This window comes from Streptomyces parvulus, from assembly GCF_014648855.1.
GTDB classification, from domain to species: Bacteria; Actinomycetota; Actinomycetes; order Streptomycetales; family Streptomycetaceae; genus Streptomyces; species Streptomyces parvulus.
Genome location: NZ_BMRX01000003.1, coordinates 92481 through 114304, shown reverse-complemented (window position 1 = coordinate 114304; position 21824 = coordinate 92481). Strand labels below are relative to the sequence as shown.

The 21824-nt window shown below is 72.9% G+C and carries 17 protein-coding genes; 10 read left to right on the top strand and 7 right to left on the bottom strand.

Features of this window, described 5'->3' with window-relative positions; all coding sequences use genetic code 11:
* Positions 1-5: 5 nt before the first annotated feature.
* Positions 6-1622: a PucR family transcriptional regulator gene (locus IE108_RS05970; RefSeq protein ID WP_064726458.1), complete on the bottom strand. Its 1617-nt coding sequence runs from the start codon at positions 1620-1622 to the stop codon at positions 6-8.
* A gap of 224 nt (positions 1623-1846) precedes the next feature.
* Here IE108_RS05970 and IE108_RS05965 point away from each other — a divergent pair, with 224 nt between their 5' ends.
* The 4 genes from IE108_RS05965 (at position 1847) to IE108_RS05950 (ending at position 10146) form a co-directional block, all read left to right on the top strand.
* Entirely contained in the window at positions 1847-3112 is a 1266-nt protein-coding gene (locus IE108_RS05965) for an aspartate aminotransferase family protein (RefSeq protein ID WP_064726457.1), read from the top strand.
* Between the two features lie 321 nt (positions 3113-3433).
* Positions 3434-4873, top strand: a complete 1440-nt coding sequence (locus tag IE108_RS05960; protein ID WP_064726456.1) for an NAD-dependent succinate-semialdehyde dehydrogenase — start codon at positions 3434-3436, stop codon at positions 4871-4873.
* 69 nt (positions 4874-4942) lie between these two features.
* On the top strand, positions 4943-6388 hold the full coding sequence (gene argG / locus IE108_RS05955) for an argininosuccinate synthase (protein WP_064726455.1): 1446 nt from the start codon (positions 4943-4945) through the stop codon (positions 6386-6388).
* 368 nt (positions 6389-6756) lie between these two features.
* The gene (locus IE108_RS05950; protein ID WP_064726454.1) at positions 6757-10146 is read left to right on the top strand and encodes a CARDB domain-containing protein; all 3390 of its coding nucleotides are present in this window, start codon (positions 6757-6759) and stop codon (positions 10144-10146) included.
* Positions 10147-10207: 61 nt separating this feature from the next.
* Here IE108_RS05950 and IE108_RS05945 read toward each other — a convergent pair whose 3' ends face one another.
* Positions 10208-12472: a phosphoinositide-specific phospholipase C-related protein gene (locus tag IE108_RS05945; RefSeq protein WP_064726453.1), complete on the bottom strand. Its 2265-nt coding sequence runs from the start codon at positions 12470-12472 to the stop codon at positions 10208-10210.
* Positions 12473-12668: 196 nt separating this feature from the next.
* Positions 12669-14114 (bottom strand): glyceraldehyde-3-phosphate dehydrogenase, encoded by a 1446-nt coding sequence (locus IE108_RS05940; RefSeq protein ID WP_064726452.1) that lies wholly within the window; start codon positions 14112-14114, stop codon positions 12669-12671.
* Positions 14115-14256: 142 nt separating this feature from the next.
* Here IE108_RS05940 and IE108_RS05935 point away from each other — a divergent pair, with 142 nt between their 5' ends.
* Positions 14257-14727, top strand: a complete 471-nt coding sequence (locus IE108_RS05935; protein WP_064726451.1) for an SRPBCC family protein — start codon at positions 14257-14259, stop codon at positions 14725-14727.
* A 117-nt stretch (positions 14728-14844) separates the two neighbouring features.
* On the top strand, positions 14845-15246 hold the full coding sequence (locus tag IE108_RS05930) for an SseB family protein (RefSeq protein ID WP_064726450.1): 402 nt from the start codon (positions 14845-14847) through the stop codon (positions 15244-15246).
* A gap of 96 nt (positions 15247-15342) precedes the next feature.
* Here IE108_RS05930 and IE108_RS05925 read toward each other — a convergent pair whose 3' ends face one another.
* On the bottom strand, positions 15343-15750 hold the full coding sequence (locus IE108_RS05925) for a MarR family winged helix-turn-helix transcriptional regulator (protein WP_064726449.1): 408 nt from the start codon (positions 15748-15750) through the stop codon (positions 15343-15345).
* 176 nt (positions 15751-15926) lie between these two features.
* Here IE108_RS05925 and IE108_RS05920 point away from each other — a divergent pair, with 176 nt between their 5' ends.
* The 4 genes from IE108_RS05920 to IE108_RS05905 are packed head-to-tail and all read left to right on the top strand — an operon-like array spanning position 15927 to position 17927.
* Positions 15927-16214, top strand: a complete 288-nt coding sequence (locus IE108_RS05920) for a helix-turn-helix domain-containing protein (RefSeq protein WP_064726448.1) — start codon at positions 15927-15929, stop codon at positions 16212-16214.
* Between the two features lie 46 nt (positions 16215-16260).
* Complete coding sequence (gene crcB / locus IE108_RS05915) at positions 16261-16680, top strand: fluoride efflux transporter CrcB (protein ID WP_064726447.1); 420 nt, start codon at positions 16261-16263, stop codon at positions 16678-16680.
* A complete protein-coding gene (gene crcB / locus IE108_RS05910; protein WP_064726446.1) occupies positions 16677-17051 on the top strand; it encodes a fluoride efflux transporter CrcB in 375 nt (124 codons plus the stop codon). The genes crcB (IE108_RS05915) and crcB (IE108_RS05910) overlap by 4 nt, the downstream gene beginning before the upstream one ends.
* A gap of 39 nt (positions 17052-17090) precedes the next feature.
* A complete protein-coding gene (locus IE108_RS05905) occupies positions 17091-17927 on the top strand; it encodes an undecaprenyl-diphosphate phosphatase (RefSeq protein ID WP_064726445.1) in 837 nt (278 codons plus the stop codon).
* Between the two features lie 35 nt (positions 17928-17962).
* On the opposite strand, the gene IE108_RS05900 is transcribed toward IE108_RS05905, so the two are convergent.
* The 3 genes from IE108_RS05900 to rho all read right to left on the bottom strand — a co-directional run bounded on the left by IE108_RS05900 (position 17963) and on the right by rho (position 21555).
* Positions 17963-19021, bottom strand: coding sequence for a fatty acid desaturase family protein (locus IE108_RS05900; protein WP_079163419.1), 1059 nt, complete (start codon positions 19019-19021; stop codon positions 17963-17965).
* A 107-nt stretch (positions 19022-19128) separates the two neighbouring features.
* Entirely contained in the window at positions 19129-20310 is a 1182-nt protein-coding gene (locus tag IE108_RS05895; RefSeq protein ID WP_064726443.1) for a D-alanyl-D-alanine carboxypeptidase family protein, read from the bottom strand.
* A gap of 105 nt (positions 20311-20415) precedes the next feature.
* Positions 20416-21555: a transcription termination factor Rho gene (gene rho, locus IE108_RS05890; protein ID WP_064726442.1), complete on the bottom strand. Its 1140-nt coding sequence runs from the start codon at positions 21553-21555 to the stop codon at positions 20416-20418.
* Between the last annotated feature and the right edge of the window lie 269 nt (positions 21556-21824).

Sequence of the window (21824 nt, the reverse complement as noted above, 5' to 3'; positions counted from 1 at the left end):
GACGGTCAACGGCCCCGCAGCACGTCGAGGGCCTGGAGCGCGACGTGGAGTTCGGTGCGCTGCCCGCCGGACTCCAGGTCGCGCCCGAGCAACCGCTCGATCGTACGCAGCCGTTGGTAGACGGTCTCCCGGGACAGACCGGCCGAGCGGGCGGCCACGGTCTTGTTGCCCGCGGCGTCCAGATAGCCGCGCAGGGTCGCCAGGAGGTCGGTCCCGTGCCGGGCGTCGTGGTCGAGCAGCCGGCCCAACTGCCGTTCCGCGTACTCCTGGACGCGGGTGTCGTCGCGCAGCGCGAACAGCAGCCGGCGCAGTCCGATGTCCGACCGCTCGTGGAAGGAGCGGCCCGGCGGCGTGGGTCCGCCCGGCTCGGTCGCCTCGGCCACCCGGGCCGCCTCACAGAAGGAACGCGCGACGCCGTCCAGGTCCGGAGCCGGGGAACCGGCGCTCACGGTCGCGCCCGGGGCGGCCTCCAGCAGCCCCCGGCTCAGCCGCTCGACGGCCTCGCGCCAGGGCGGCTCCGGGCGCAGCGCCAGCAGCACGCCCAGCCGGGCGGGGGAGAGCAGACCCACGAGCGCCCGCGCCCCCGACGCGCTCAGCTCCTCCGCCAGTCGGGCCTCGGCAGCCTGCGCGTCCTCCTCGCCGGGCAGGTCGGCCAGTACGGCGACGAAGCGGGACTCCTCGACGGGCAGCCCCAACGCGGCGGCACGGGCGCGGGCGTCCGCGGGGGAGCGGTGCCGCCGCTCGGACAGGTCCCGCAGGGCGGTGCGGTGGGCCGTGCGCTCCCAGGGCGTCGCGTCGGTGAGACGGGCGATGGTGAGCGCCATCGCGGTCCGCTCCAGCACGGTGACGTCCTCCGGCCCGAAGGCCCGCCCCGCCTCCGGCAGCATGGCCACCCGCCCCCAGCCCTCGCCCCGGTACTCCACCGGCGCCACCAGCCAGCCCTCCGGACCGGAGAGGGCGGCGCGGTCGGTGGCCGGCGTGGTCCGCGAGCGCCGCTCCCAGCCGGTGAGCGCGGCCCCGGCCGTACTGTCCGAGGGGCCGCAGGCCAGCGCGCGGTGCACCAGGTTCTCCAGCACGACCGTGCGCCCGCTCATCTCCGCCGCGGCCCGCACCACGTCCCCGGGCCCGGCGCCGCGCAGGGTCAGCGCGGTGAACGCCTCGTGGACCCGCTGCGTCCGGCGCATCGCGTCCGCCTGGCCGCCCAGGATCAGCGCGTGGACGACCTGCGTGACCTCCAGGAAGTTGACGTCCTCGGCTAGCGTCACCAGGGGCAGGCCGCGCGCCCGGCAGGCGGCCACGAGGGCGTGGGGCGGCCGGTGGTAGCGGCGCACCAGCTCGATGACCAGCGCGGCGGCACCCACGTCGGCCAGCTCGTCGACGTAACGGCGTACGCCCGCCGGGTCATCGGGCAGCGGCATCCCCGTGGTCAGGACGAGTTCCCCGCCCTTGAGGAACGACGCCGGGTCGGTCAGCTCCGTGACGTGGACCCACCGCACCGGGCGGTCCACCCGGTCGGCGCCGACGACCACCCGGGGACCGCCCCCGGCCAGCACCGGCAGGGCCAGCACCTCGGCCACGGTGGGCGGTCCGCCCCGCGGGGCCGGCGGCCGGTTCTCGCTCACGGTGCCTCCCTGTGCGCCCCGGTCACTCTGGCAAGCCACGTTGACCTGCGCAAGGGCGCTTCGAGGGCGGCACGGGCGCGGACCGGCGCGCGGCGTCGCGCCGGGCGGTTGACACATCGTCCGGATACCGCGCCCGCGCCGGACACATCACGCGTTGCCGTGCCCGGCGCGGCGGGCAGGCTCGGGAGAACGCAGCTGACCGACGATCACGCCGGGAGACGAGCATGACCGCACTGTCGCCGCACCTTCGCCAGGCCACGCCCGTGGTGGCCGTCCGGGGCGAGGGCGTCCACATCCATGGCGAGGACGGCCGCCGCTATCTGGACTTCACCGCCGGCATCGGTGTCACCAGCACCGGCCACTGCCACCCCCGGGTGGTGGCCGCCGCCCAGGAGCAGGTGGGCACGCTGGTCCACGGCCAGTACACGACCGTCATGCACCAGCCGCTGCGACGGCTCGTCGACCGGCTCGGCGAGGTGCTGCCGCCCGGACTGGACAGCCTGTTCTTCACCAACTCCGGCAGCGAGGCGGTCGAGGCGGCGCTGCGCCTGGCCCGCCAGGCCACCGGCCGCCCCAACGTCCTGGTCTGCCACGGCGGTTTCCACGGCCGCACCGTGGCCGCCGCCTCCATGACCACCTCCGGCACCCGCTTCCGCTCCGGCTTCTCGCCGCTGATGAGCGGCGTGGTCGTCACCCCTTTCCCGACGGTCTTCCGCTACGGCTGGGACGAGGAGACCGCCACCCGCTTCGCCCTCCAGGAGCTGGACTACACCCTCCAGACGATCACCTCGCCCGCCGACACCGCGGCCGTCATCGTGGAACCGGTCCTGGGCGAGGGCGGATACGTCCCCGCGACCCGCGCCTTCATGGAGGGCCTGCGGGAGCGCGCCGACCGCCACGGCTTCCTGCTGATCCTCGACGAGGTCCAGACCGGTGTGGGCCGCACCGGCCGGTTCTGGGGCCACGAGCACTTCGGCGTCGCCCCCGACGTCCTGATCACCGCCAAGGGCCTGGCCAGCGGCTTCCCCCTGTCCGCGATCGCGGCTTCCGGGGAACTGATGGCCAAGGCCTGGCCGGGCTCGCAGGGCGGTACGTACGGCGCCAACGCGGTGGCCTGCGCGGCGGCCTGCGCCACTCTCGACGTCGTACGCGACGAGAAGCTGGTCGAGAACACGGAGGCGATGGGCGCCCGGCTGCGCCGCGGACTGGAGGAGGTGGCCGCGCGGACCCCGGCCATCGGCGACGTACGCGGCCTCGGACTCATGCTGGCCAGCGAGTTCGTCACCGAGGACGGCGACCCCGACCCCGAGACCGCCGCCCGGGTCCAGCGGGCCGCGGTCGACGAGGGCCTGCTGTTGCTGCTCTGCGGAGCCTGGAACCAGGTGGTCCGGATGATCCCCGCCCTGGTGATCGACGAGCAGGCCGTCGACGAGGGCCTGCGGGCGTGGAGCGCCGCGGTCGAGACCGGCACGTCGGGACCGAGGGACTGACACCCCACCCGCCGCCGCCCCGCCGGGAGGACGGGTGATCCGGGGCCACGGGGCCGCGGCGCCCGACGCGGGCCGCGCGCGGGGAACGGCGGTCCTGCAGCGGTCCTGCGGTGGTCCGCTCGGCCGGGCGCCCCGCCCGCCGCCGCCCCCGCCGCAAGGACCGGTGATCCGGGGCCACGGGGTCGCGGGACCTGCCCGCCCGACGCGCGCCGGGACCAGCAGGTCGGCGGTCGCCCCGCCGGCCGCCCTCGTGCGGCGGCGCCGGGCAGGAGTACGCAGAAGACGGGTCCGGCCCCGGGCCGGGCGACCAGGAGGGAACCCATGAGCGACACACCCACTCAGCTGTTCATCGGCGGCACCTGGACGGACGCGGCGGACGGCGCCGTCCTGCCCGTGCACGACCCGGCGACCGGCGAGACCGTCCGCCACGTCGCCGACGCCGGTGCCAAGGACGCCCGCCTCGCCGAGGACGCCGCCGTCCGGGCACAGGAGGCGTGGGCCCGCACGGCACCGCGGGCCCGGAGCGAGATCCTGCGCCGCGCCCACGAGATCGTCCTGGACCGCACGGAAGCACTGGCCCGCCTGATGACCGCCGAGATGGGCAAGCCGCTGGCCGAGGCCCGGGGAGAGGTCGCCTACGCCGCCGAGTTCTTCCGCTGGTTCTCCGAGGAGGCCGTCCGGATCGACGGCGGCCACGGAGTCCTCCCCGACGGCCGCACCCGCATGCTGCTCTCCCGCCGCCCGGTCGGCCCCTGCCTGCTGATCACACCGTGGAACTTCCCGCTCGCCATGGGCGCCCGCAAGATCGCCCCGGCGGTCGCCGCCGGCTGCACGATGGTGCACAAGCCCGCCCCGCAGACCCCGCTCTCCAGCCTGGCCCTCGCCGCGATCCTGGAGGAGGCCGGACTGCCCGACGGCGTCCTGAACGTCGTCACCACCTCCAGGGCCGCGGAGGTCTGCGAACCGCTGCTGCGCGGCGGGCGGATCCGCAAGCTCTCCTTCACCGGCTCGACCGCCGTCGGACGCCTGCTCCTCGCGCAGTGCGCGGACACGGTCGTCCGGACCTCGATGGAGCTGGGCGGCAACGCGCCCTTCATCGTCTTCGACGACGCGGACCTGGACGCGGCCGTCGACGGCGCGATGATCGCCAAGATGCGCAACATGGGCGAGGCCTGCACCGCCGCCAACCGCTTCTTCGTCCACCGCACGGTGGCCGAGGAGTTCTCCCGCCGGCTGGCCCGGCGGATGGAGGCGCTGGTCGTCGGCCCCGGCACCCGGGACGGCGTCGACGTCGGCCCCCTCATCGACGCCGCCGGCCGCGCCAAGGTCGAGGAGCTGGTCGCCGACGCGGTGCGGCGCGGCGCCCGGGTGCTGACCGGCGGCCGGACACCCCAGGGCCCCGGCTGCTTCTACCCGCCGACGGTGCTCACCGACGTCTCCCCGGACAGCGCGCTCATGAGCACGGAGATCTTCGGCCCGGTGGCCGCGATCCTCACCTTCGACGACGAGGACGAGGTGGTGCGCCGCGCCAACGACACCCCCTGGGGACTCGTCGGCTACCTCTACACCGAGGGCCTGGACCGCGGCCTGCGCGTCGGCGAACGCCTGGAGACCGGCATGGTCGGCCTCAACACCGGCCTGGTCTCCAACCCCGCCGCCCCCTTCGGCGGCGTCAAGCAGTCGGGCCTCGGCCGGGAGGGCGGCCGGGTCGGGATCGAGGAGTTCCTGGAGTACCAGTACATGGCGGTGCCGATCCGGTGACACGGGCGGCCGCGCCGCTCTGACGAGGCGGGCTTTGCATGGTCATGCGTCATGATGCATACTCTTCCTATGTCCAAGGTCCTCACCTCCCTTCCCACCGGCGAGCGCGTCGGTATCGCCTTCTCGGGCGGCCTCGACACCTCGGTCGCGGTCGCGTGGATGCGTGACAAGGGCGCCGTGCCCTGCACGTACACCGCCGACATCGGCCAGTACGACGAGCCCGACATCGCCTCGGTGCCCGACCGCGCGAAGACCTACGGCGCCGAGATCGCGCGCTTGGTCGACTGCCGCGCGGCGCTGGTGGAGGAGGGCCTGGCCGCGCTCACCTGCGGCGCGTTCCACATCCGCTCCGGCGGGCGCGCCTACTTCAACACCACGCCGCTCGGCCGCGCCGTCACCGGCACGCTCCTGGTGCGGGCGATGCTGGAGGACGACGTCCAGATCTGGGGCGACGGCTCCACGTTCAAGGGCAACGACATCGAGCGGTTCTACCGGTACGGCCTGCTCGCCAACCCGCAGCTGCGGATCTACAAGCCGTGGCTCGACGCGGACTTCGTGACCGAGCTGGGCGGCCGCAAGGAGATGTCGGAGTGGCTCCTCGCCCACGACCTCCCCTACCGGGACTCCACCGAGAAGGCGTACTCCACGGACGCCAACATCTGGGGCGCCACCCACGAGGCCAAGACGCTGGAGCACCTCGACACCGGCGTGGAGACCGTGGACCCGATCATGGGCGTGCGGTTCTGGGACCCGTCGGTCGAGATCGCGGCCGAGGACGTCACGATCGGCTTCGACCAGGGCCGTCCGGTCACGGTCAACGGCAAGGAGTTCGCCTCTCCGGTCGACCTGGTGATGGAGGCCAACGCCATCGGCGGCCGGCACGGCATGGGCATGTCCGACCAGATCGAGAACCGGATCATCGAGGCCAAGAGCCGCGGCATCTACGAGGCGCCGGGCATGGCCCTGCTGCACGCCGCGTACGAGCGGCTGGTCAACGCGATCCACAACGAGGACACCCTGGCCCAGTACCACGCCGAGGGGCGCCGCCTGGGCCGGCTGATGTACGAGGGCCGGTGGCTGGACCCGCAGTCGCTGATGATCCGGGAGTCGCTGCAGCGCTGGGTCGGCTCGGCGGTCACCGGCGAGGTCACGCTGCGGCTGCGCCGCGGTGAGGACTACTCGATCCTCGACACCACGGGCCCGGCCTTCAGCTACCACCCCGACAAGCTGTCGATGGAGCGCACCGAGGACTCCGCGTTCGGCCCGGTCGACCGCATCGGCCAGCTCACCATGCGCAACCTCGACATCGCCGACTCGCGCGCCAAGCTGGAGCAGTACGCGGGGCTCGGTCTGATCGGCACCGCCAACCCCGCCATCGGCGCGGCCCAGGCCGCCTCGACCGGGCTGATCGGCGCCATGCCGGAGGGCGGCGCCGAGGCCATCGCCTCGCGCGGCCAGGTCTCCGCCGAGGACGAACTGCTCGACCGCGCCGCCATGGAGTCCGGCACGGACTGACCATCGGGGGACCCCCGCACCGGCACCAGGGCCGGCCCGACGCCTCAGGGCGCCGGGCCGGCCCTTCTGTTTCTCGCCTCCGTACACGACTTGCGCGGCTTACGACCTTCGAAAGCCGCGCCCGCGGCCCTTGTTTCCTCCATGCCCATGTCAGCGGCTGCGCAAGGCCTCCGCAAGCAACGCAAGTCAATTGCGTGCCAACTCCCGCCTCTACCGGGACCGTTGACAAAACGGTGACGCGCTAGAAATCTGATGACGCACTTTCCGCAAAGAATCGACTGTCCTGCTCAATTGGCGCGCAGGATCGGTGTTTTCCCTCCCCGCCGGACTGTCGCGCTCCCCGCCTCCCCACGGAACAGAGGACCCCCATGAGATGGAGATCTCTCGGCCGACGGTCGCTGCCCGGCGCCGCCGTAGCCGGGCTGATGACGGTCGGGCTGCTGCCGCTGCCCCTGGCCGCCACCGCGCAGGCCGCGCCGGCCAAGGCCGCCGCCGACGTCAACCTGGCGCTCGGCCGCCCGGCCCAGGCGGGCGGCTCGCACGGCGCCTACCCCGCGGGGAACGCCACCGACGGCACCCAGGCGACCTACTGGGAGGGCCCCTCCGGCTCCTTCCCCCAGTGGCTCCAGGTCGACCTCGGCACCGCCCGCGACGTCGACCGCGTGGTCCTCAAACTGCCGGCCGGCTGGGAGAGCCGCAGCCAGAGCCTCTCCGTACGGGGCAGCACCGACGGCTCCACCTTCCGCACCCTCGCCACCGGCGCGGCGCGCGCCTTCAGCCCCGACCGCGCCAACACCGTCGCCGTCGACCTGGCATCCGCCGACGACACCCGCTACGTCCGCGTCGACATCACCGGCAACACCGGCTGGAACGCGGCGCAGCTGTCCGAACTCGAGGTCTACGGAGACGAGACCGACCCCGGCCCGCCGCCCACCGGCACCAACCTCGCCCGCAACAAGCCGGTCGAGGCGACCTCGTCGACGCAGTCCTACGTCGCCGCCAACGCCACCGACGACTCCACCTCGACGTACTGGGAGGCCGCGGGCCACCCCGCCGACCTCACCGTGAAGCTCGGCGCCGACGCCGACGTGAGCGGCGTCGTGGTCAAGCTCAACCCGGACCCGGTCTGGGCCGCGCGGACCCAGAGCATCCAGGTCCTCGGCCGCGCCGCGGGCGCGAGCGGGTTCACCTCGCTGCGCGACCGCGCCGACTACGCCTTCAGCCCCGGCCAGGCCAACACCGTGAGCATCCCGGTCAGCGGCCGGATGGCCGACGTCCGGCTCCGGTTCTTCTCCAACACCGGCGCGCCCGGCGGCCAGGTCGCCGAGTTCCAGGTCCTCGGCACCGCCGCACCGGCACCCGACCTGACCGTCACCGGCCTCGACTGGTCGCCCGCCGCGCCCTCGGAGCGCGACGCGGTCACCGTCAACGCCACGGTCCGCAACGCCGGCACCGCGCGCTCGGCCGCGACGACCACCGAGGTCACCGTGGAGGGCACGGCCGCCGGCAGCGCCTCCGTCCCCGCGCTCGACCCGGGCCAGTCCGCCCAGGTCGCCGTCTCCACCGGCACCCACGCGGCCGGCAGCTACGCGGTCGCCGCCGTCGCCGACCCCCGCGACACCGTCGCCGAACTCGACGACACCAACAACAGCCGCACCGCCACCGACCGGCTGGTCGTCGGCCGGGCACCCGGACCCGACCTCGAGGTGCGGTCCATCACCACCAACCCGGCCAACCCGGCCGTGGGCGCCGACGTCTCCTTCACCGTCGCCGTGCACAACCGCGGCACCAGCGCCGCCGCGGCCGGTTCGGTGACCCGGATCCAGGCCGGCTCCACCACCCTGAACGGCACCACCGGCCAGGTGGCCGCCGGAGCCACCGTCAACGTGCCCGTCAGCGGCACCTGGAAGGCGACCGGCGGCGGTGTCACGCTCACCGCGTCCGCCGACGCCACGAACGTCGTCGCCGAGACCAACGAGAACAACAACGTGCTCGCCAAGTCGCTCGTCGTCGGACGCGGCGCCGCCGTGCCGTACACCGAGTACGAGGCGGAGGACGGCCGCTACGACGGCACGCTGCTCACCGCCGACGCCAAGCGGACCTTCGGGCACACCAACTTCGCCACCGAGTCCTCCGGCCGCGAGTCCGTCCGGCTCGACTCCACCGGCGACCACGTCGAGTTCACCTCCACCACGCCCACCAACTCCATCGTGGTGCGCAACTCCGTCCCGGACGCCCCGGGCGGCGGGGGAGCGGACGCCACCATCAGCCTCTACGCGGACGGCCGGTTCGTGCAGAAGCTGAACCTCTCGTCCAAGCACAGCTGGCTGTACGGCAGCACCGACGACCCCGAGGGGCTCACCAACCGGCCCGGCGGTGACGCGCGGCGCCTGTTCGACGAGTCCCACGCCCTGCTGAACCAGACCTTCCCGCAGGGCACCCAGTTCCGCCTCCAGCGCGACGCGGGCGACTCCGCCGCCTTCTACGTCATCGACCTGATCGACCTGGAGCAGGTGGCGCCCCCGGCGGCCAAGCCGGCGAACTGCACCTCCATCACCCAGTACGGCGCCGTGCCCGGCGACGGGCTCGACGACACCGACGCCATCCAGCGCGCCGTCACCGCCGACCAGAACGGGCAGATCGACTGCGTCTGGATCCCGGCCGGACAGTGGCGCCAGGAGCAGAAGATCCTCACCGACGACCCGCAGAACCGCGGCCAGTTCAACCAGGTCGGCATCCGTAACGTCACCATCCGGGGCGCCGGCATGTGGCACTCCCAGCTCTACACGCTGACCCCGCCGCACGAGGCGGGCGGCATCAACCACCCGCACGAGGGCAACTTCGGCTTCGACATCGACGACAACACCAAGATCTCGGACATCGCCATCTTCGGTTCGGGCACCATCCGGGGCGGCGACGGCAACCACGAGGGCGGTGTCGGACTCAACGGCCGCTTCGGCAAGGACACCAAGATCACCAACGTGTGGATCGAGCACGCCAACGTCGGCGTCTGGGCCGGCCGCGACTACTCGAACATCCCCGAGCTGTGGGGCCCCGGCGACGGCCTGGAGTTCACCGGCGTACGCATCCGCAACACCTACGCGGACGGCATCAACTTCGCCAACGGCACCCGCAACTCCACCGTCTACAACTCGTCCTTCCGCAACACCGGTGACGACGCGCTAGCCGTGTGGGCGAGCAAGTACGTGAAGGACACCTCCGTGGACGTCGGCCACGACAACCACTTCCGCAACAACACCATCCAGCTGCCCTGGCGGGCCAACGGCATCGCGGTGTACGGCGGTTACGGCAACACCATCGAGAACAACGTCATCTCCGACACCATGAACTACCCCGGCATCATGCTCGCCACCGACCACGACCCGCTGCCCTTCTCCGGTCAGACCCTCATCGCGGGCAACGCCCTGCACCGCACGGGCGGCGCGTTCTGGAACGAGGACCAGGAGTTCGGCGCCATCACCCTGTTCGCCCAGGGCCAGGACATCCCGGGCGTGACGATCCGGGACACCGACATCCTCGACTCGACCTACGACGGCATCCAGTTCAAGACCGGCGGCGGTGCGATGCCGGACGTGAAGATCAGCAACGTCCGCATCGACAAGTCCAACAACGGCTCCGGCATCCTCGCGATGAGCGGCGCCCGCGGCAGCGCGACGCTGACCGACGTCACGATCACCAACTCGGCGGAGGAGGACGTCACCATCGAGCCGGGCTCCCAGTTCAGGATCAACAGGTAGCCCTGACACACCATCCCGCCCGGCGACGCGGAGTACCACCGCGTCGCCGGGCCCCCGCCGTTCACGCCCCCGGAGTGCCGTCCCGCCCGGCCGTCCTCCGCGCGTCGCGCAGCCGGTCCGGCGACCGTTCGACGGGGTCGCGGGCGTCGTCCGCCAGCCGTTCGGCGTTCAGCTCCTCGACCGCGCCGAGCGCGTCGCCGATCGTCGCGTAGTCCACGGCGATGAAGTTCACCGGTCTGCCGCGCTGCCGCTGACAGGCGTGCGCCCGCTCCAGCACCCGCTCCCGGGAGTTGACGGTCCCGGCGTCCAGCCGCAGTCCGCCGCCGGCCGTGACGAAGTGGTTGAGCAGGAACAGCCGCTTGTCCGAGCCTCCCCGGTGGGGCACGCACGACATCTCGTCCGGGCTTCGGAAGGCGAACGGCGTCTCCATGCCGTACCGGTAGAGGTTCCGGTACCAGGGCGCGGGCCCGTCCGCCTGCTCCGCGAACACCACCAGCCGCCGGCCGCTGTCGATCATGTCCTTGAGCTTCGGCCACGGCCGGTCCGGGTCGGGGTCCGGCTCGTACAGCAGGTCGGCGAGACCGGCCCGGCGGAAGGCCTCCTGGGTCGGCACCGGGTCGACACCGTCCTGGAGGACCAGGGTGACGACCTCGGTCGGGTTGTCGCGCATCCAGTCACCGATCTGCCGCAGCGTCGGCTCCAGTTCGAGCGCCCCGGCGCCGCACACCGAGTGGCACAGCCACAGACCCGGGTGCGGCGGGTTCACCCGCTCCAGGAGACCGGTCAGCCGCCGGCGCAGGCCGGGGGAGAAGTCCGAGGTGCTCAGCCGGTCCGCGACCTCCTCGGGCCGCTCCCACTCGTGCGTGTCGAGCAGTAGGACCCGCACCCCGGCGCCCAGCTGCCCGACGATGTCCGGGTCCTGGAGGGGGCCGATGAACCGGTCCGCGGTGGTGGCCATCGCGTTGTGCGAGGCGAGCTGGGCGATCTCGTCGTAGCGGGCGTCGCACAGCTCGGCACTGCCCTGGCAGATGCGCGGCGACGAACCGGTGATCGCCACCGGCGCCAGCATCGTCCCGACGAGCGCGCAGGCGGTGACGGCGAAGGTCAGCGTCGGGCCGTGCCGCGGGTCGGTGAGGACCGGCACGCCGGGCCGGGTCTCCCAGACCCAGCCCACGAGGATCAGCAGGGCCCCGGCGGCGAGCAGGATGACCGCGACGACGACGGCGGTGGTCAGGAGCCGGTCGAGCGCGGTGGCCTGGACGTCGGCGAGCAGCCCGGAGGCCGCCGGGGGCCAGGAGGGCGGCGGCCCGAACAGCGCGTCGCCCAGGACGAGTCGCAGCCCGAGCACCGTCAGTGCCAGCAGCGCCGCGGCGGCGGCGGGCGCCCAGCCCAGCGGTAGCAGCCGGCGCCGGGCGGGGGAGGGCGTGGAGAGCCACAGCAGCGTGAGCGCGGCCGCGCCGAGCACCGCCGCCGCCGGTTCCACGACCTCCTGGAAGAGCCGGGTCACCGACCGGGCACGGTCCACCGGGGCCAGTGCCTCGGCCGCGGGGTCGACGTCCACGGAGACGACCCAGGTGCCCTGCCTAGCCTCCCGCAGCAGCCCCGCGGCGGTGTCCCGGACCTGGTCGGTGAGGACGACCGGCGCGATCGCGGCCAGCGCCGACGGCAGATCCCCGCGGTCCAGCGCCGTCTGCACACTGGGTCTCAGGTCCGCGCGTGCGCCGCTCGGCAGCAGCGGCATCAGCGCGTCGGTGGCGGCGACCGCCTGGCTGTGGGAGAGCGGCAGCGTGGGCAGTTCCTCTAGCGGTGCCTCGCCGGCCACCACCTGGGCCACCAATTCCGACATCCGCTGCACGAAGGCCTGGAAGTCGGGCTCCGACCGCTCCTGGAGGGCGGCGACGGCGTCACCGAAGTAGGCCCGGCTGAGCCGTTCCACGTTCGCGACCACGGGCTCCAGGTCGACCGTGATCCGCAGCCGGTCGCCTTCGCCCTCCAGGTAGTGGACCACCTCGGCGATCTGACGGTCCCCCATGGCCCGCAGCGTCTCCGGCGGTATCACGACCTTCAGGTTCGAGGTGATCGTCGACTGCGGCACCGGCAGTCGGTCCAGCAGCTCGCTGGTGAGCGGCGTACTGCCGGGGTCGACCAGGACCTCGTCGTAGAACCGCTGGTAGGCCCGTTCGTCCTCCAGCACCTGGCCGTAGAAGCCGGGGTCGAGCACCGTACTGCGGATGACGGCCGCCGCCGCCAGGACCGTCAGGCTCAGCACCGCCACGCACCAGGTGAGCACCCCGACCCAGGGGGAGCGCCGAACCAGTGCGTCCATGGAGCCATTCTCGTTTCAGCCGGCCGTCGTGCCACGCGGGGCGCCCGGGCGGGGAGCGCCACCACACGCATGCCCGGACCGGACCGGCCGATACCCGCCGACGCCCCCTCGTGACCTCGCGGTACGGGGGCCGCCGCACGGACGCGCGCGAGGGGCGGCGGGAGCCCACTCCCACCGCCCCTCGCCCGTGCTCCGCTCAGACCGCCGGAGCCGGGTACGTCGGGTACTCCACCCCGGAGACGTGCTGGACCACGCGGACCACCTGGCAGGAGTAGCCGAACTCGTTGTCGTACCAGAGGTAGAGGATCGCGTTGTCGCCCTCGACCTTCAGTGCGCCGGCGTCGACGATCGAGGCGTGGCGGGAGCCGATGAAGTCGCTGGAGACCGCGTCGGGCGCGCTGATGAAGTCGATCTGGCGCTTGAGCGGCGAGGTCAGCGACACCTCGCGCAGGTGGTCGAGGACCTCCTCGCGGGTGGTCTCGCGGGCGAGCTGGAGGTTCAGGATCGCGATCGACACGTCCGGCACCGGCACGCGGACCGAGCTGCCGGTGATCCTCGCCTTGAGGTCCGGGAGCGCCTTGGCGACGGCGGAGGCGGCACCCGTCTCCGTGATGACCATGTTCAGCGGCGCGCTGCGGCCGCGGCGGTCGGACTTGTGGTAGTTGTCCAGCAGGTTCTGGTCGTTGGTGAACGAGTGGACGGTCTCCACGTGCCCGCGGTGCACGCCGTACTCGTCGGCCATCGCCTTCAGCGGCGGCACGATCGCGTTGGTCGTGCAGGACGCGCAGGACAGGATCCGCTCGTCGGGCTTGATGGTGTCGTGGTTGACGCCGTGCACGATGTTGGGGACGTCGCCCTTGCCCGGCGCCGTCAGGACGACCTTGTCGACGCCCGGACGCAGGTGCTTCGACAGGCCCTCGCGGTCGCGCCACTTGCCGGTGTTGTCGATCAGGATGGCGTTCTTGATGCCGTACGCCGTGTAGTCGACCTGCGAGGGGTCGTCGGCGTGGATCACCTTGATCGCGTTGCCGTTGGCGAGGATCGTGCTGCTCTCCTCGTCGACGGTGATGGTGCCCTGGAACTGGCCGTGCACGGAGTCGCGGCGCAGCAGCGAGGCCCGCTTCACGAGATCCTGATCGCCGCCCCCGCGGACGACGATGGCCCGCAGCCGCAGGCCGTTGCCCGAGCCGGCCTTCTCGATCAGCAGGCGCGCGACGAGCCGGCCGATGCGCCCGAAGCCGTACAGGACGACGTCGCGCGGCTCGCGCCGGTCGATCTTGTTGGCGCCGGTGGCCCCGGCGACGGCGTCGGCGGTGAACTCCTCGACCGTCAGCCCGCGGTCGTCGCCCTTGTAGGTGGCGGCGAGCATGCCGATGTCGATCTGCGAGGGACCGAGGTCGAGCGTGGTGAGCGCCCGGAGGAAGGGCATCGTCTCGGCGACCGACAGCTCCGCGCCGGCGATCTGGCGGGCGAAGCGGTGGGTCTTGAGGATGCTGACCACCGACTTGTTCACCAGGGAGCGGCTGTGCAGCAGGATCGTGACGTCCTGCTCCCGGTGCAGCTTCCCGATCATCGGGATCATCGATTCCGCGGTCTCTTCGCGGTGCTTCCAGTTGGTGAACGAGTCGTCGTTGACAGTCACGTCTCTATCTTTCGAGCTAGGCGGCGCTCATATGCTAACCCCACCATCCGGTTGATCGATCAAGTGGGCCCCCCAGTGATCAGATGAGTGCCGGTTTCACGAGTGCTTGCCGGGCGGGCGCGTCGCGGCGAGGGTGGTGCCCATGCACTCGACCCGGGTCTCGCACCACGTCCGCGCCCCCCGCCCGGCCGTCTACCGCGCGCTGCTGGATCCCGCCGCCGTCGCGGCCTGGCGGGTCCCGGACGGCATGACCGCCGAGGTGCACGCGTTCGAGGGCCGCGAGGGCGGCGCCTTCCGTGTCTCGCTCACCTACGAGGAGCCGTCGGGCGCCGGCAAGTCCGGCGCTCGCACCGACACCTACCACGGGCACTTCGCCCGCCTCGTGCCCGGCGAGCGAATCGTGGAGGTGCTGGAGTTCGAGTCCGCCGACCCCGCCTTCCAGGGGGCGATGACCATGACCACGACGCTCACCGACGCGGACGGCGGCACCCGGGTGGAGGTCGTCCACGAGGGGCTGCCCGACGCCGTGCCGGCCGCCGACAACGAGAAGGGCACGCGGATGGCGCTCGCGAAACTGGCCGCACTGGTGGAGGCGGCCGAGCGGAACGAATGAGTCCGGTGGCCCGGGCGCACAGGATTGCCCCGTGGATGATCGGGTACGCGAGTCGGGAACCGCGTCCGTGCCCATCGTCCGCGCGGGCCTTTTACCGCCGCTATCAGGGGATCTGCCATGGAGACACCCGCGAACGACCACCCCGTGACGCCCGCCCAGCGCGCACTCGACACGCTGGCCGAGAACACCGAGGACACCGCGGCGCTGGACACGCTCGCGAGCAGCGACGTCCTCGTGCCCGTCCCCGACGACGCGAACGACCAGGAGGCCGCCGACCCCGGCATGCTGGCCCTGCCGGTGCTGGAGCAGCAGGGCGGCAGCCAGGTGGTGCCCGTGTTCACCTCGGAGCTGGAGATGGCCGACCTGCTGCCGTACGTCTCCCGCTACCGGATGGTTCCGCTCGGCGCCCTGGCCGCGCAGTGGCCCGCCGACGACCTGTCGCTGTCCATCGACGCGGGTTCGGAGCACCGGCTCACCCTCACCTCGGACGGCGTCCGCACCCTGCTCGCACGTCACTGAGCCGGTTCGCGGGCCGGGGCGCCGTCACGCCGGCGGTGGCGCTCGCCGGGCAGCCGGGCGCCGGCCCCGGCTCGGGGTGCTCGGGGCGGAGGTCCGTCAGGCGACCGGATCCGCTTCGTCGCCGAGCATCCGGGCCAGCACCGCCCGCTGCAGGGGCAGCACCTCGCCGTGCAGGTCGCGGCCCCTGTCGGTCAGCGTGACGTAGACGCCGCGCCGGTCCTCCGCGCACATCGTGCGTTCGACCAGCCCGTCCTTCTCCAGCCGGGCGATGAGCCGGGACAGCGCGCTCTGGCTCAGATGCACCCGGCCGACCAGGTTCTGCACCCGGCACTGGGCGCCCTCCTCGGGCCCCTCGCCGACGAGGAGGTCGAGCACCTCGAAGTCGCTCGCCCCCAGACCGTGCGGATGCAGCACGCGGTCGATCTCGCACATCGTGCGCGCGTGCACGGCGAGAATCTCCCGCCACCGCTCCTCAAGCCGCAGACCGGCCGTGCTGACTGCCATACCTGAACGGTAGCACCGGAAAGCAGTTTCGTTGAGTGTGCAACTAGTGCGCGTGCAAGAAAAGAGGGCCCGGCGCGTCGGGTACCGGACAAGCGCCGGACCGCCGGACAGCGGGACCCCCGCTGCGGGACAGTGGAGACGCAGGGACGGGCGGGCCCCGACCGAGGGAGGGCGGGATGGCGAGGACCCCCGCGCACGGCACGCGACTCGACATCCTGGAGTGGCTGCGTGACCCGGCCGCCCACTTCCCGCAGCGGCGCGGTGCGGACCCCGCCGTCCACGGCGTCCCCTGCGGCCCGGTCGCCGCGAAGCTCGGCGTGCCCCGCCGGGTGGCCGCGGCCCACCTGACCCTGCTCACCCGCCTCGGCCTGCTGCGCACCCGCAGGATCCGCGGGCGCACGCACTACCGACGCGACGAGGTGCGCATCGCTGAGGTGGCCCGGATGTTCGAGAAGGGCTGGTAGGCGGGCTACCCTGACCCGGCCGACGAGTGAGGGGACGACGTACGACATGGCGCAGGGGTGGCGGTTCCAGGCGCCCGTCGTCGCGGTCGTCGCCCTCGGCGGCGCCGCCGGCGCCACCGCCCGGTACGCGGCCGCCCTCTGGTGGCCGGCGCGCAGCGGCGCCTTCCCCTGGACGACCTTCTGGGTCAACGTGGCGGGCTGTGCCGCGATGGGCGTGCTCATGGTGGCCGTCACCGAGGTCTGGGACGTCCACCGCCTGGTCCGGCCCTTCCTCGGCACCGGGGTGCTGGGCGGCTTCACCACCTTCTCCACCTACGCGGTCGACCTGCGCGGCCTGCTCGCCGACGGCCACCCGGGCACCGGCCTGGCCTACCTCGCCGCCACCCCGCTCGCGGCCCTCGCGGCCGTGTGGCTCGCCTCGTGGGCGGCCCGCCGGACCCTGAAGCGGAGGGGGAGCCCGCGATGAACTGGCTGCTGGTCGCCGTGGGCGGCATGGCCGGAGCGCCCCTGCGCTACCTCACCGACCGGGCCGTCCAGTCCCGGCACGACTCCGGCTTCCCCTGGGGCACCTTCACCGTGAACGTGGCCGGCTGTCTGGTCCTGGGGCTGCTCACCGGGGCCACGCTGGCCGGCGCCGCGGGCTCCGAGCTGCGGCTGCTGCTCGGGACCGGGCTGTGCGGCGCCCTGACGACCTACTCGACCTTCTCGTACGAGACCCTTCGGCTCGCCGAGACGGGCTCGCGCCTGCCGGCCGCCCTGAACGTGCTCGCGAGCGTGGCGGCCGGCCTCGCCGCGGTGTTCGCGGGGGTGACGCTGGCCGACGCGCTCTGGGCGTGACGGGGGGCGCCCGCCCGCGTGTAGTAGGAAGTGGATCTCATGAGCGCCATCAGCATCGGTCAGGCCGTCGTCCTCGGAGCCGTCGAGGGGGTGACCGAGTTCCTCCCGGTCTCCTCCACCGGCCACCTCAAGATCGTCGAGGGGCTGATGGGCATCCCCGTGGACGACGACGCCGTCATCGGGTTCTCGGCGGTCATCCAGGTCGGCGCGATCGCCGCCGTTCTCGTGTACTTCTCCAAGGACATCGCCCGCATCATGTCCGCCTGGGTGCGCGGCCTGCGGGACCGTGAGGAGCGGTACCACCACGACTACAAGTTCGCCTGGTGGGTCATCTGCGCGACCGTCCCGATCGTCCTGGTCGGCCTGGCCGCCAAGCCGCTGATCAAGGGCCCGCTCGCCTCCCTGTGGGTGGTGGCCGGCTCGCTCATCGTCGGCAGCGGGGTCATGTGGGTGGCGGACCGCACCGGACGGCACAAGCGGGGCGAGGACGACACCTCGTTCAAGGACGCCATGCTGGTCGGCGGCTCGCAGATCCTCGCCCTGCTCTTCCCCGGCTTCTCCCGCTCGGGCGCCACCATGTCCACCGCCCTGCTGCTCGACCTCGACCGGGTCGCCGCCACCCGGCTCTCCTTCTTCCTCGGCATCCCGGCCCTGACCGGCGCCGGACTGTACGAGCTGAAGGACGCCCTGGGCACCGGGGCGGGCGCCGCGCCGCTGGCGGCGGGCACCCTCGTCTCCTTCGCGGTGGCCTACGCCTCCATCGCCTGGCTGCTGAAGTTCGTCGCCAAGCACTCCTTCAACGCCTTCGTGATCTACCGGATCGTGATCGGCGTCCTGCTCTTCGGGCTGCTCGGCGCGGGCGTTCTGCAGAGCTGACCGCGACCGGCGGCCCGCGCCCGGGCGGCTCCGGCTCAGCGGGCCGCGCGCAGCGGTTCCCCGACCCGGCGCATGTGCCGCAGGGCTTCGCGGTGCGAGGCGAGCAGCCCCGTCTGGTGGTAGGGGACCCCGAGTTCGGCGCAGTACGCCTCGGTGACGGCCTGGGCGCGGGCGAGCGCGGGGGTCGGCATGCTGGGGAAGAGGTGGTGCTCGATCTGGTAGTTGAGGCCGCCCATGAAGGCGTCGACGAACATCCCGCCGCGCACGTTGCGGGAGGTGAGGACCTGGCGGCGCAGGAAGTCGAGCCGCGTGCCCTCCTCGATCATCGGCATGCCCTTGTGGTTGGGGGCGAAGACCGAACCCAGGTAGATCCCGAACAGCCCCTGGTGCACGGCGATGAAGGCGAGAGCCCTGGCGGGGGAGAGCACCGTGAACAGTGCGCCGAAGTACAGGACGAAGTGCGCGACGAGCAGCGAGCCCTCCAGCACGGGGCGTTTCATGGACGGGCTGCGCAGCGCCTTGAAGCTGTTGAAGCTCAGGTTGAGGCCCTCCAGCGTCAGCAGCGGGAAGAACAGCGCCGCCTGGTGCTTCCCGACGAACCGGGGAAGCCCCTTCGCCCTGGCTGCCTGGCCCCGGGACCACACGAGGATGTCGGGCGAGACGTCGGGGTCCTTCTCCTCGTGGTTGGGATTGGCGTGGTGGCGGGTGTGCTTGTTCATCCACCAGCCGTAGCTCATGCCCAGCAGCAGGTTGGCCACCAGCAGTCCGCCGGCTTCGCTGGGACGCCTGCGGGTGAAGACCTGGCGGTGGGCGAGGTCGTGCGCGGCCAGTCCGAGCTGGCCGAAGACGACGGCCAGCGCCGCCGCGACCGCCAACTGCGCCCAGCTGTCCCCCAGGACGGCGAAGGCCGCGACGCCGCCCGCGAGCGCGAGGGCGACGGCACCGAAGCGCACCGTGTAGTAGAGCGGACGGCGCCGGAGCAGCCCCGCGTCGGCTATGCGCCGTGAGAGTTCGGAGAAGTCGCTTCCCTTCTCGCGTCCCTGTTCCCATCCGCGTGCGGGGGAGTTCTCGATGAGCACCGTTGGATTGGCCATGCGGTTCAGTATGTGAACGCGCTACCGGTCACAGAATGTGGTCCGCCCCCGAAACGGGGGTGTGGCCAGCACCACCCCCGTCCCGGGTGCCCACCTCCGGCTCGCCGTCAACTGCCGTCGTCCCGTACGAGCTTGAGCCGCAGGGTGAGCGCCATGACGCCCGCGCCGAGGCCGGCCGCGCCGAGGATGGCACCGGTCTCCGGCCAGCCGGGCTCGTGGCCGGCCGGCCGTGCCGACACGACCGGCACGGGCGCCGCCGCCTCGGGGCCCGACGGGGCGACGTCCTCGTCGGTCGCGAGCGAACCCACCGGCTGGACCCGGCCCGACGCCGCGAAGCCCCAGTCGAGCAGCGAGCGGGCCTCCTCGTACACCGCGTGGCCATCGCCTTCCTGCGGGTTCATCACCGTGACGACCAGGGTGCGCCCGTCGCGCCTGGCGGCGGCGATCAGCGTGTTGCCGGCGTTGCTCGTGTAGCCGTTCTTGACGCCGACGAGCCCGGGGTACGGCGCCACGCCGTCCGCGCCGGTGAGCAGGCGGTTGGTGTTCACGATCCCGTACCGGTCCCCCTCGCCGCCGGGGAAGTACGCCTCGGCCTTGCCGCAGTACCGGGCGAAGTCCGGGTTGGCCAGGCCCGCGCGGCCGAAGACCGCGAGGTCGAACGCCGACGACACCTGGCCCGGTGCGTCGTACCCGTCGGGCGAGCGCACGTGGGTGTCGAGCGCGCCGAGGGCGCGGGCCTGGGCCTGCATCCGGGCGGCCGTGGCGCTCCAGCCGCCGGTGAGCGAGGCGAGGACGTGCACGGCGTCGTTCCCGGAGTTCAGGAAGACCCCGTTCCACAGGTCGGAGACGCGGTAGGTGTGCCCCTCGACGACTCCGACGAGGCTGCTGCCCGGACCGATGCCGGACAGCTCGCCGGCGCGCACCTCGTGCCGGATGCCGCCGGGCAGGACCGGCAGCACGGTGAGCGCGAACAGCGTCTTGAGGGTGCTGGCCGGGGGCAGCTTGCGGTGCGCGTCGTGGGCGGCCAGTACGTCGCCGCTGTCGGCGTCGGCGACCACCCAGGACAGCGCGGAGACATCGGGGAGCCCCGGCGCCCCGGGGCGGGGCCGCACCTGCGTTCCCATGCGGTACAGCGACGCCTGCTGTGCCGTCGCGCCGGGCCCGCCCGGTGGGCCGGGGTCGGACCGTCCCGCGCGGGCGGCCGCGGCGGCGGGCATGAGCGTCAGCAGGCCTGCCACGCAGAGCACGCAGGTGGATCGAACCGCCCGGGATGAGAATCCGATAGTCATACCGCAAACGTAGGAACGGATCTTCGAACGGCGGCGCTGCCCGGGGGCGAGTCGGCCCCGCAAGCACCCGTATGCCGTAAGGCGGCTCCCGGCGGCCGGGTCGGGTCAGCCGGTCGGCAGCGTCGGCTGGACCTGCCGCAGGAACGTGGCGTTGTCGGCGGTCCGGCGCATCCGCTCCAGCAGCGTCTCCAGACCGGAGTGGCCGTCGCGGGACGCCAGGGCCCGCCGCAGCCCGCGCGCGGCGGTGGCCTCGGCGGCGGAGAGCAGGAGTTCCTCGCGCCGGGTGCCCGAACCCGCCATGTCCACGGCCGGGAACACCCGGCGGTCGGCGAGTTCGCGGCTGAGCCGCAGCTCCATGTTGCCCGTGCTCTTCAGCTCCTCGAAGTAGAAGTCGTCGGCGCGCGAGCCGGTCTCCACCAGGGCGGTGGCGAGGATGGTGAGGGAGCCGCCCTCCTCGGCCTTGCGGGCGGCGCCGAAGAACCGCTTGGGGCCGAGCAGGGCCCCCGCGTCGACACCGCCGCTGAGCGTACGGCCGCCGGAGGAGGCGGCGTTGTTGTGCGCCCTGCACAGCCGGGTGAGGGAGTCGAGCAGGATGACGACGTCCTCACCGGCCTCCACGAGCCGCTTGGCCCGTTCGACGACGAGTTCGGCGAGCGCGATGTGCTGCTTGGCGCTCCGGTCGAAGGTCGAGGAGTACACCTCGCCCCGCACGGCCCGCCGCATCTCGGTGACCTCCTCGGGCCGCTCGTCGAGCAGCACCACCATCAGGCGGGACTCGGGGTGGTTGCCGGCCACGGCGGCGGCGAGCTGCTGGAGGAGGACGGTCTTGCCCGTCTTGGGCGGGGCCACGATCAGGCCGCGCTGGCCCTTGCCGACCGGGGCGAGCAGATCGGTGACGCGCCCGGTGAGTCCGGCCGCCGGGTGTTCGAGCCGCAGCCGCTCGTGCGGGTGCAGCGGGGTCAGGTCGTGGAAGCGCCGACGGGCGTCACGGCCGCCGGGCGTACGGCCGTTGACGCGGACGACCTCCGCGAGGGTGTGCCGGTCGCCGCGCACGCCCTCGACGAGGTCGCCCTTGCGCAGGCCGTGCCGGCGGACCAGAGCGGGGGAGAGGACGAGGTCGGACGGCTCGGGATGCAGGCTCTCGCCCCGCAGGCGGCCCTTCCCGCCCGTCTCGACGTCGAGGACGCCGCTCGCGATCTCGGCCGGGGACTGCCGTACAGGAGGGTGTTCGAGTGTGGTGGTCATGGTGGTCGGTCCTTTCGAGGACACCTGGGCATGGGACATGCGGAAGGATGGGGGGAAGCCGCGCGAGGGGTCGGACGACACGCCTCCGGACGGCGGGGAACAGCGCCTCGGTCGCAGCGGGTACGACGACCCTGCGTGCGAGATGGTGCTGGGGAGCGGACGCGCCGGTCGCATCGCGACGGGCGGGTCGGCGAACCGAAGGAAACTGGCACCGGCGCCCCGAGGGGGCGTACACAAGTGCTGACCGCACCGTACCACGTGACGTGGTG

Coding starts and splice junctions, on each gene's coding strand:
- IE108_RS05965 (WP_064726457.1), top strand. CDS start 1,847: ATGACCGCACTGTCGCCGCACCTTCGCCAGGCCACGCCCGTGGTGGCC.
- IE108_RS05960 (WP_064726456.1), top strand. CDS start 3,434: ATGAGCGACACACCCACTCAGCTGTTCATCGGCGGCACCTGGACGGAC.
- argG (WP_064726455.1), top strand. CDS start 4,943: ATGTCCAAGGTCCTCACCTCCCTTCCCACCGGCGAGCGCGTCGGTATC.
- IE108_RS05950 (WP_064726454.1), top strand. CDS start 6,757: ATGAGATGGAGATCTCTCGGCCGACGGTCGCTGCCCGGCGCCGCCGTA.
- IE108_RS05945 (WP_064726453.1), bottom strand. CDS start 12,472: ATGGACGCACTGGTTCGGCGCTCCCCCTGGGTCGGGGTGCTCACCTGG.
- IE108_RS05935 (WP_064726451.1), top strand. CDS start 14,257: ATGCACTCGACCCGGGTCTCGCACCACGTCCGCGCCCCCCGCCCGGCC.
- IE108_RS05930 (WP_064726450.1), top strand. CDS start 14,845: ATGGAGACACCCGCGAACGACCACCCCGTGACGCCCGCCCAGCGCGCA.
- IE108_RS05925 (WP_064726449.1), bottom strand. CDS start 15,750: ATGGCAGTCAGCACGGCCGGTCTGCGGCTTGAGGAGCGGTGGCGGGAG.
- IE108_RS05920 (WP_064726448.1), top strand. CDS start 15,927: ATGGCGAGGACCCCCGCGCACGGCACGCGACTCGACATCCTGGAGTGG.
- crcB (WP_064726447.1), top strand. CDS start 16,261: ATGGCGCAGGGGTGGCGGTTCCAGGCGCCCGTCGTCGCGGTCGTCGCC.
- crcB (WP_064726446.1), top strand. CDS start 16,677: ATGAACTGGCTGCTGGTCGCCGTGGGCGGCATGGCCGGAGCGCCCCTG.
- IE108_RS05905 (WP_064726445.1), top strand. CDS start 17,091: ATGAGCGCCATCAGCATCGGTCAGGCCGTCGTCCTCGGAGCCGTCGAG.
- IE108_RS05900 (WP_079163419.1), bottom strand. CDS start 19,021: ATGGCCAATCCAACGGTGCTCATCGAGAACTCCCCCGCACGCGGATGG.
- IE108_RS05895 (WP_064726443.1), bottom strand. CDS start 20,310: ATGACTATCGGATTCTCATCCCGGGCGGTTCGATCCACCTGCGTGCTC.
- rho (WP_064726442.1), bottom strand. CDS start 21,555: ATGACCACCACACTCGAACACCCTCCTGTACGGCAGTCCCCGGCCGAG.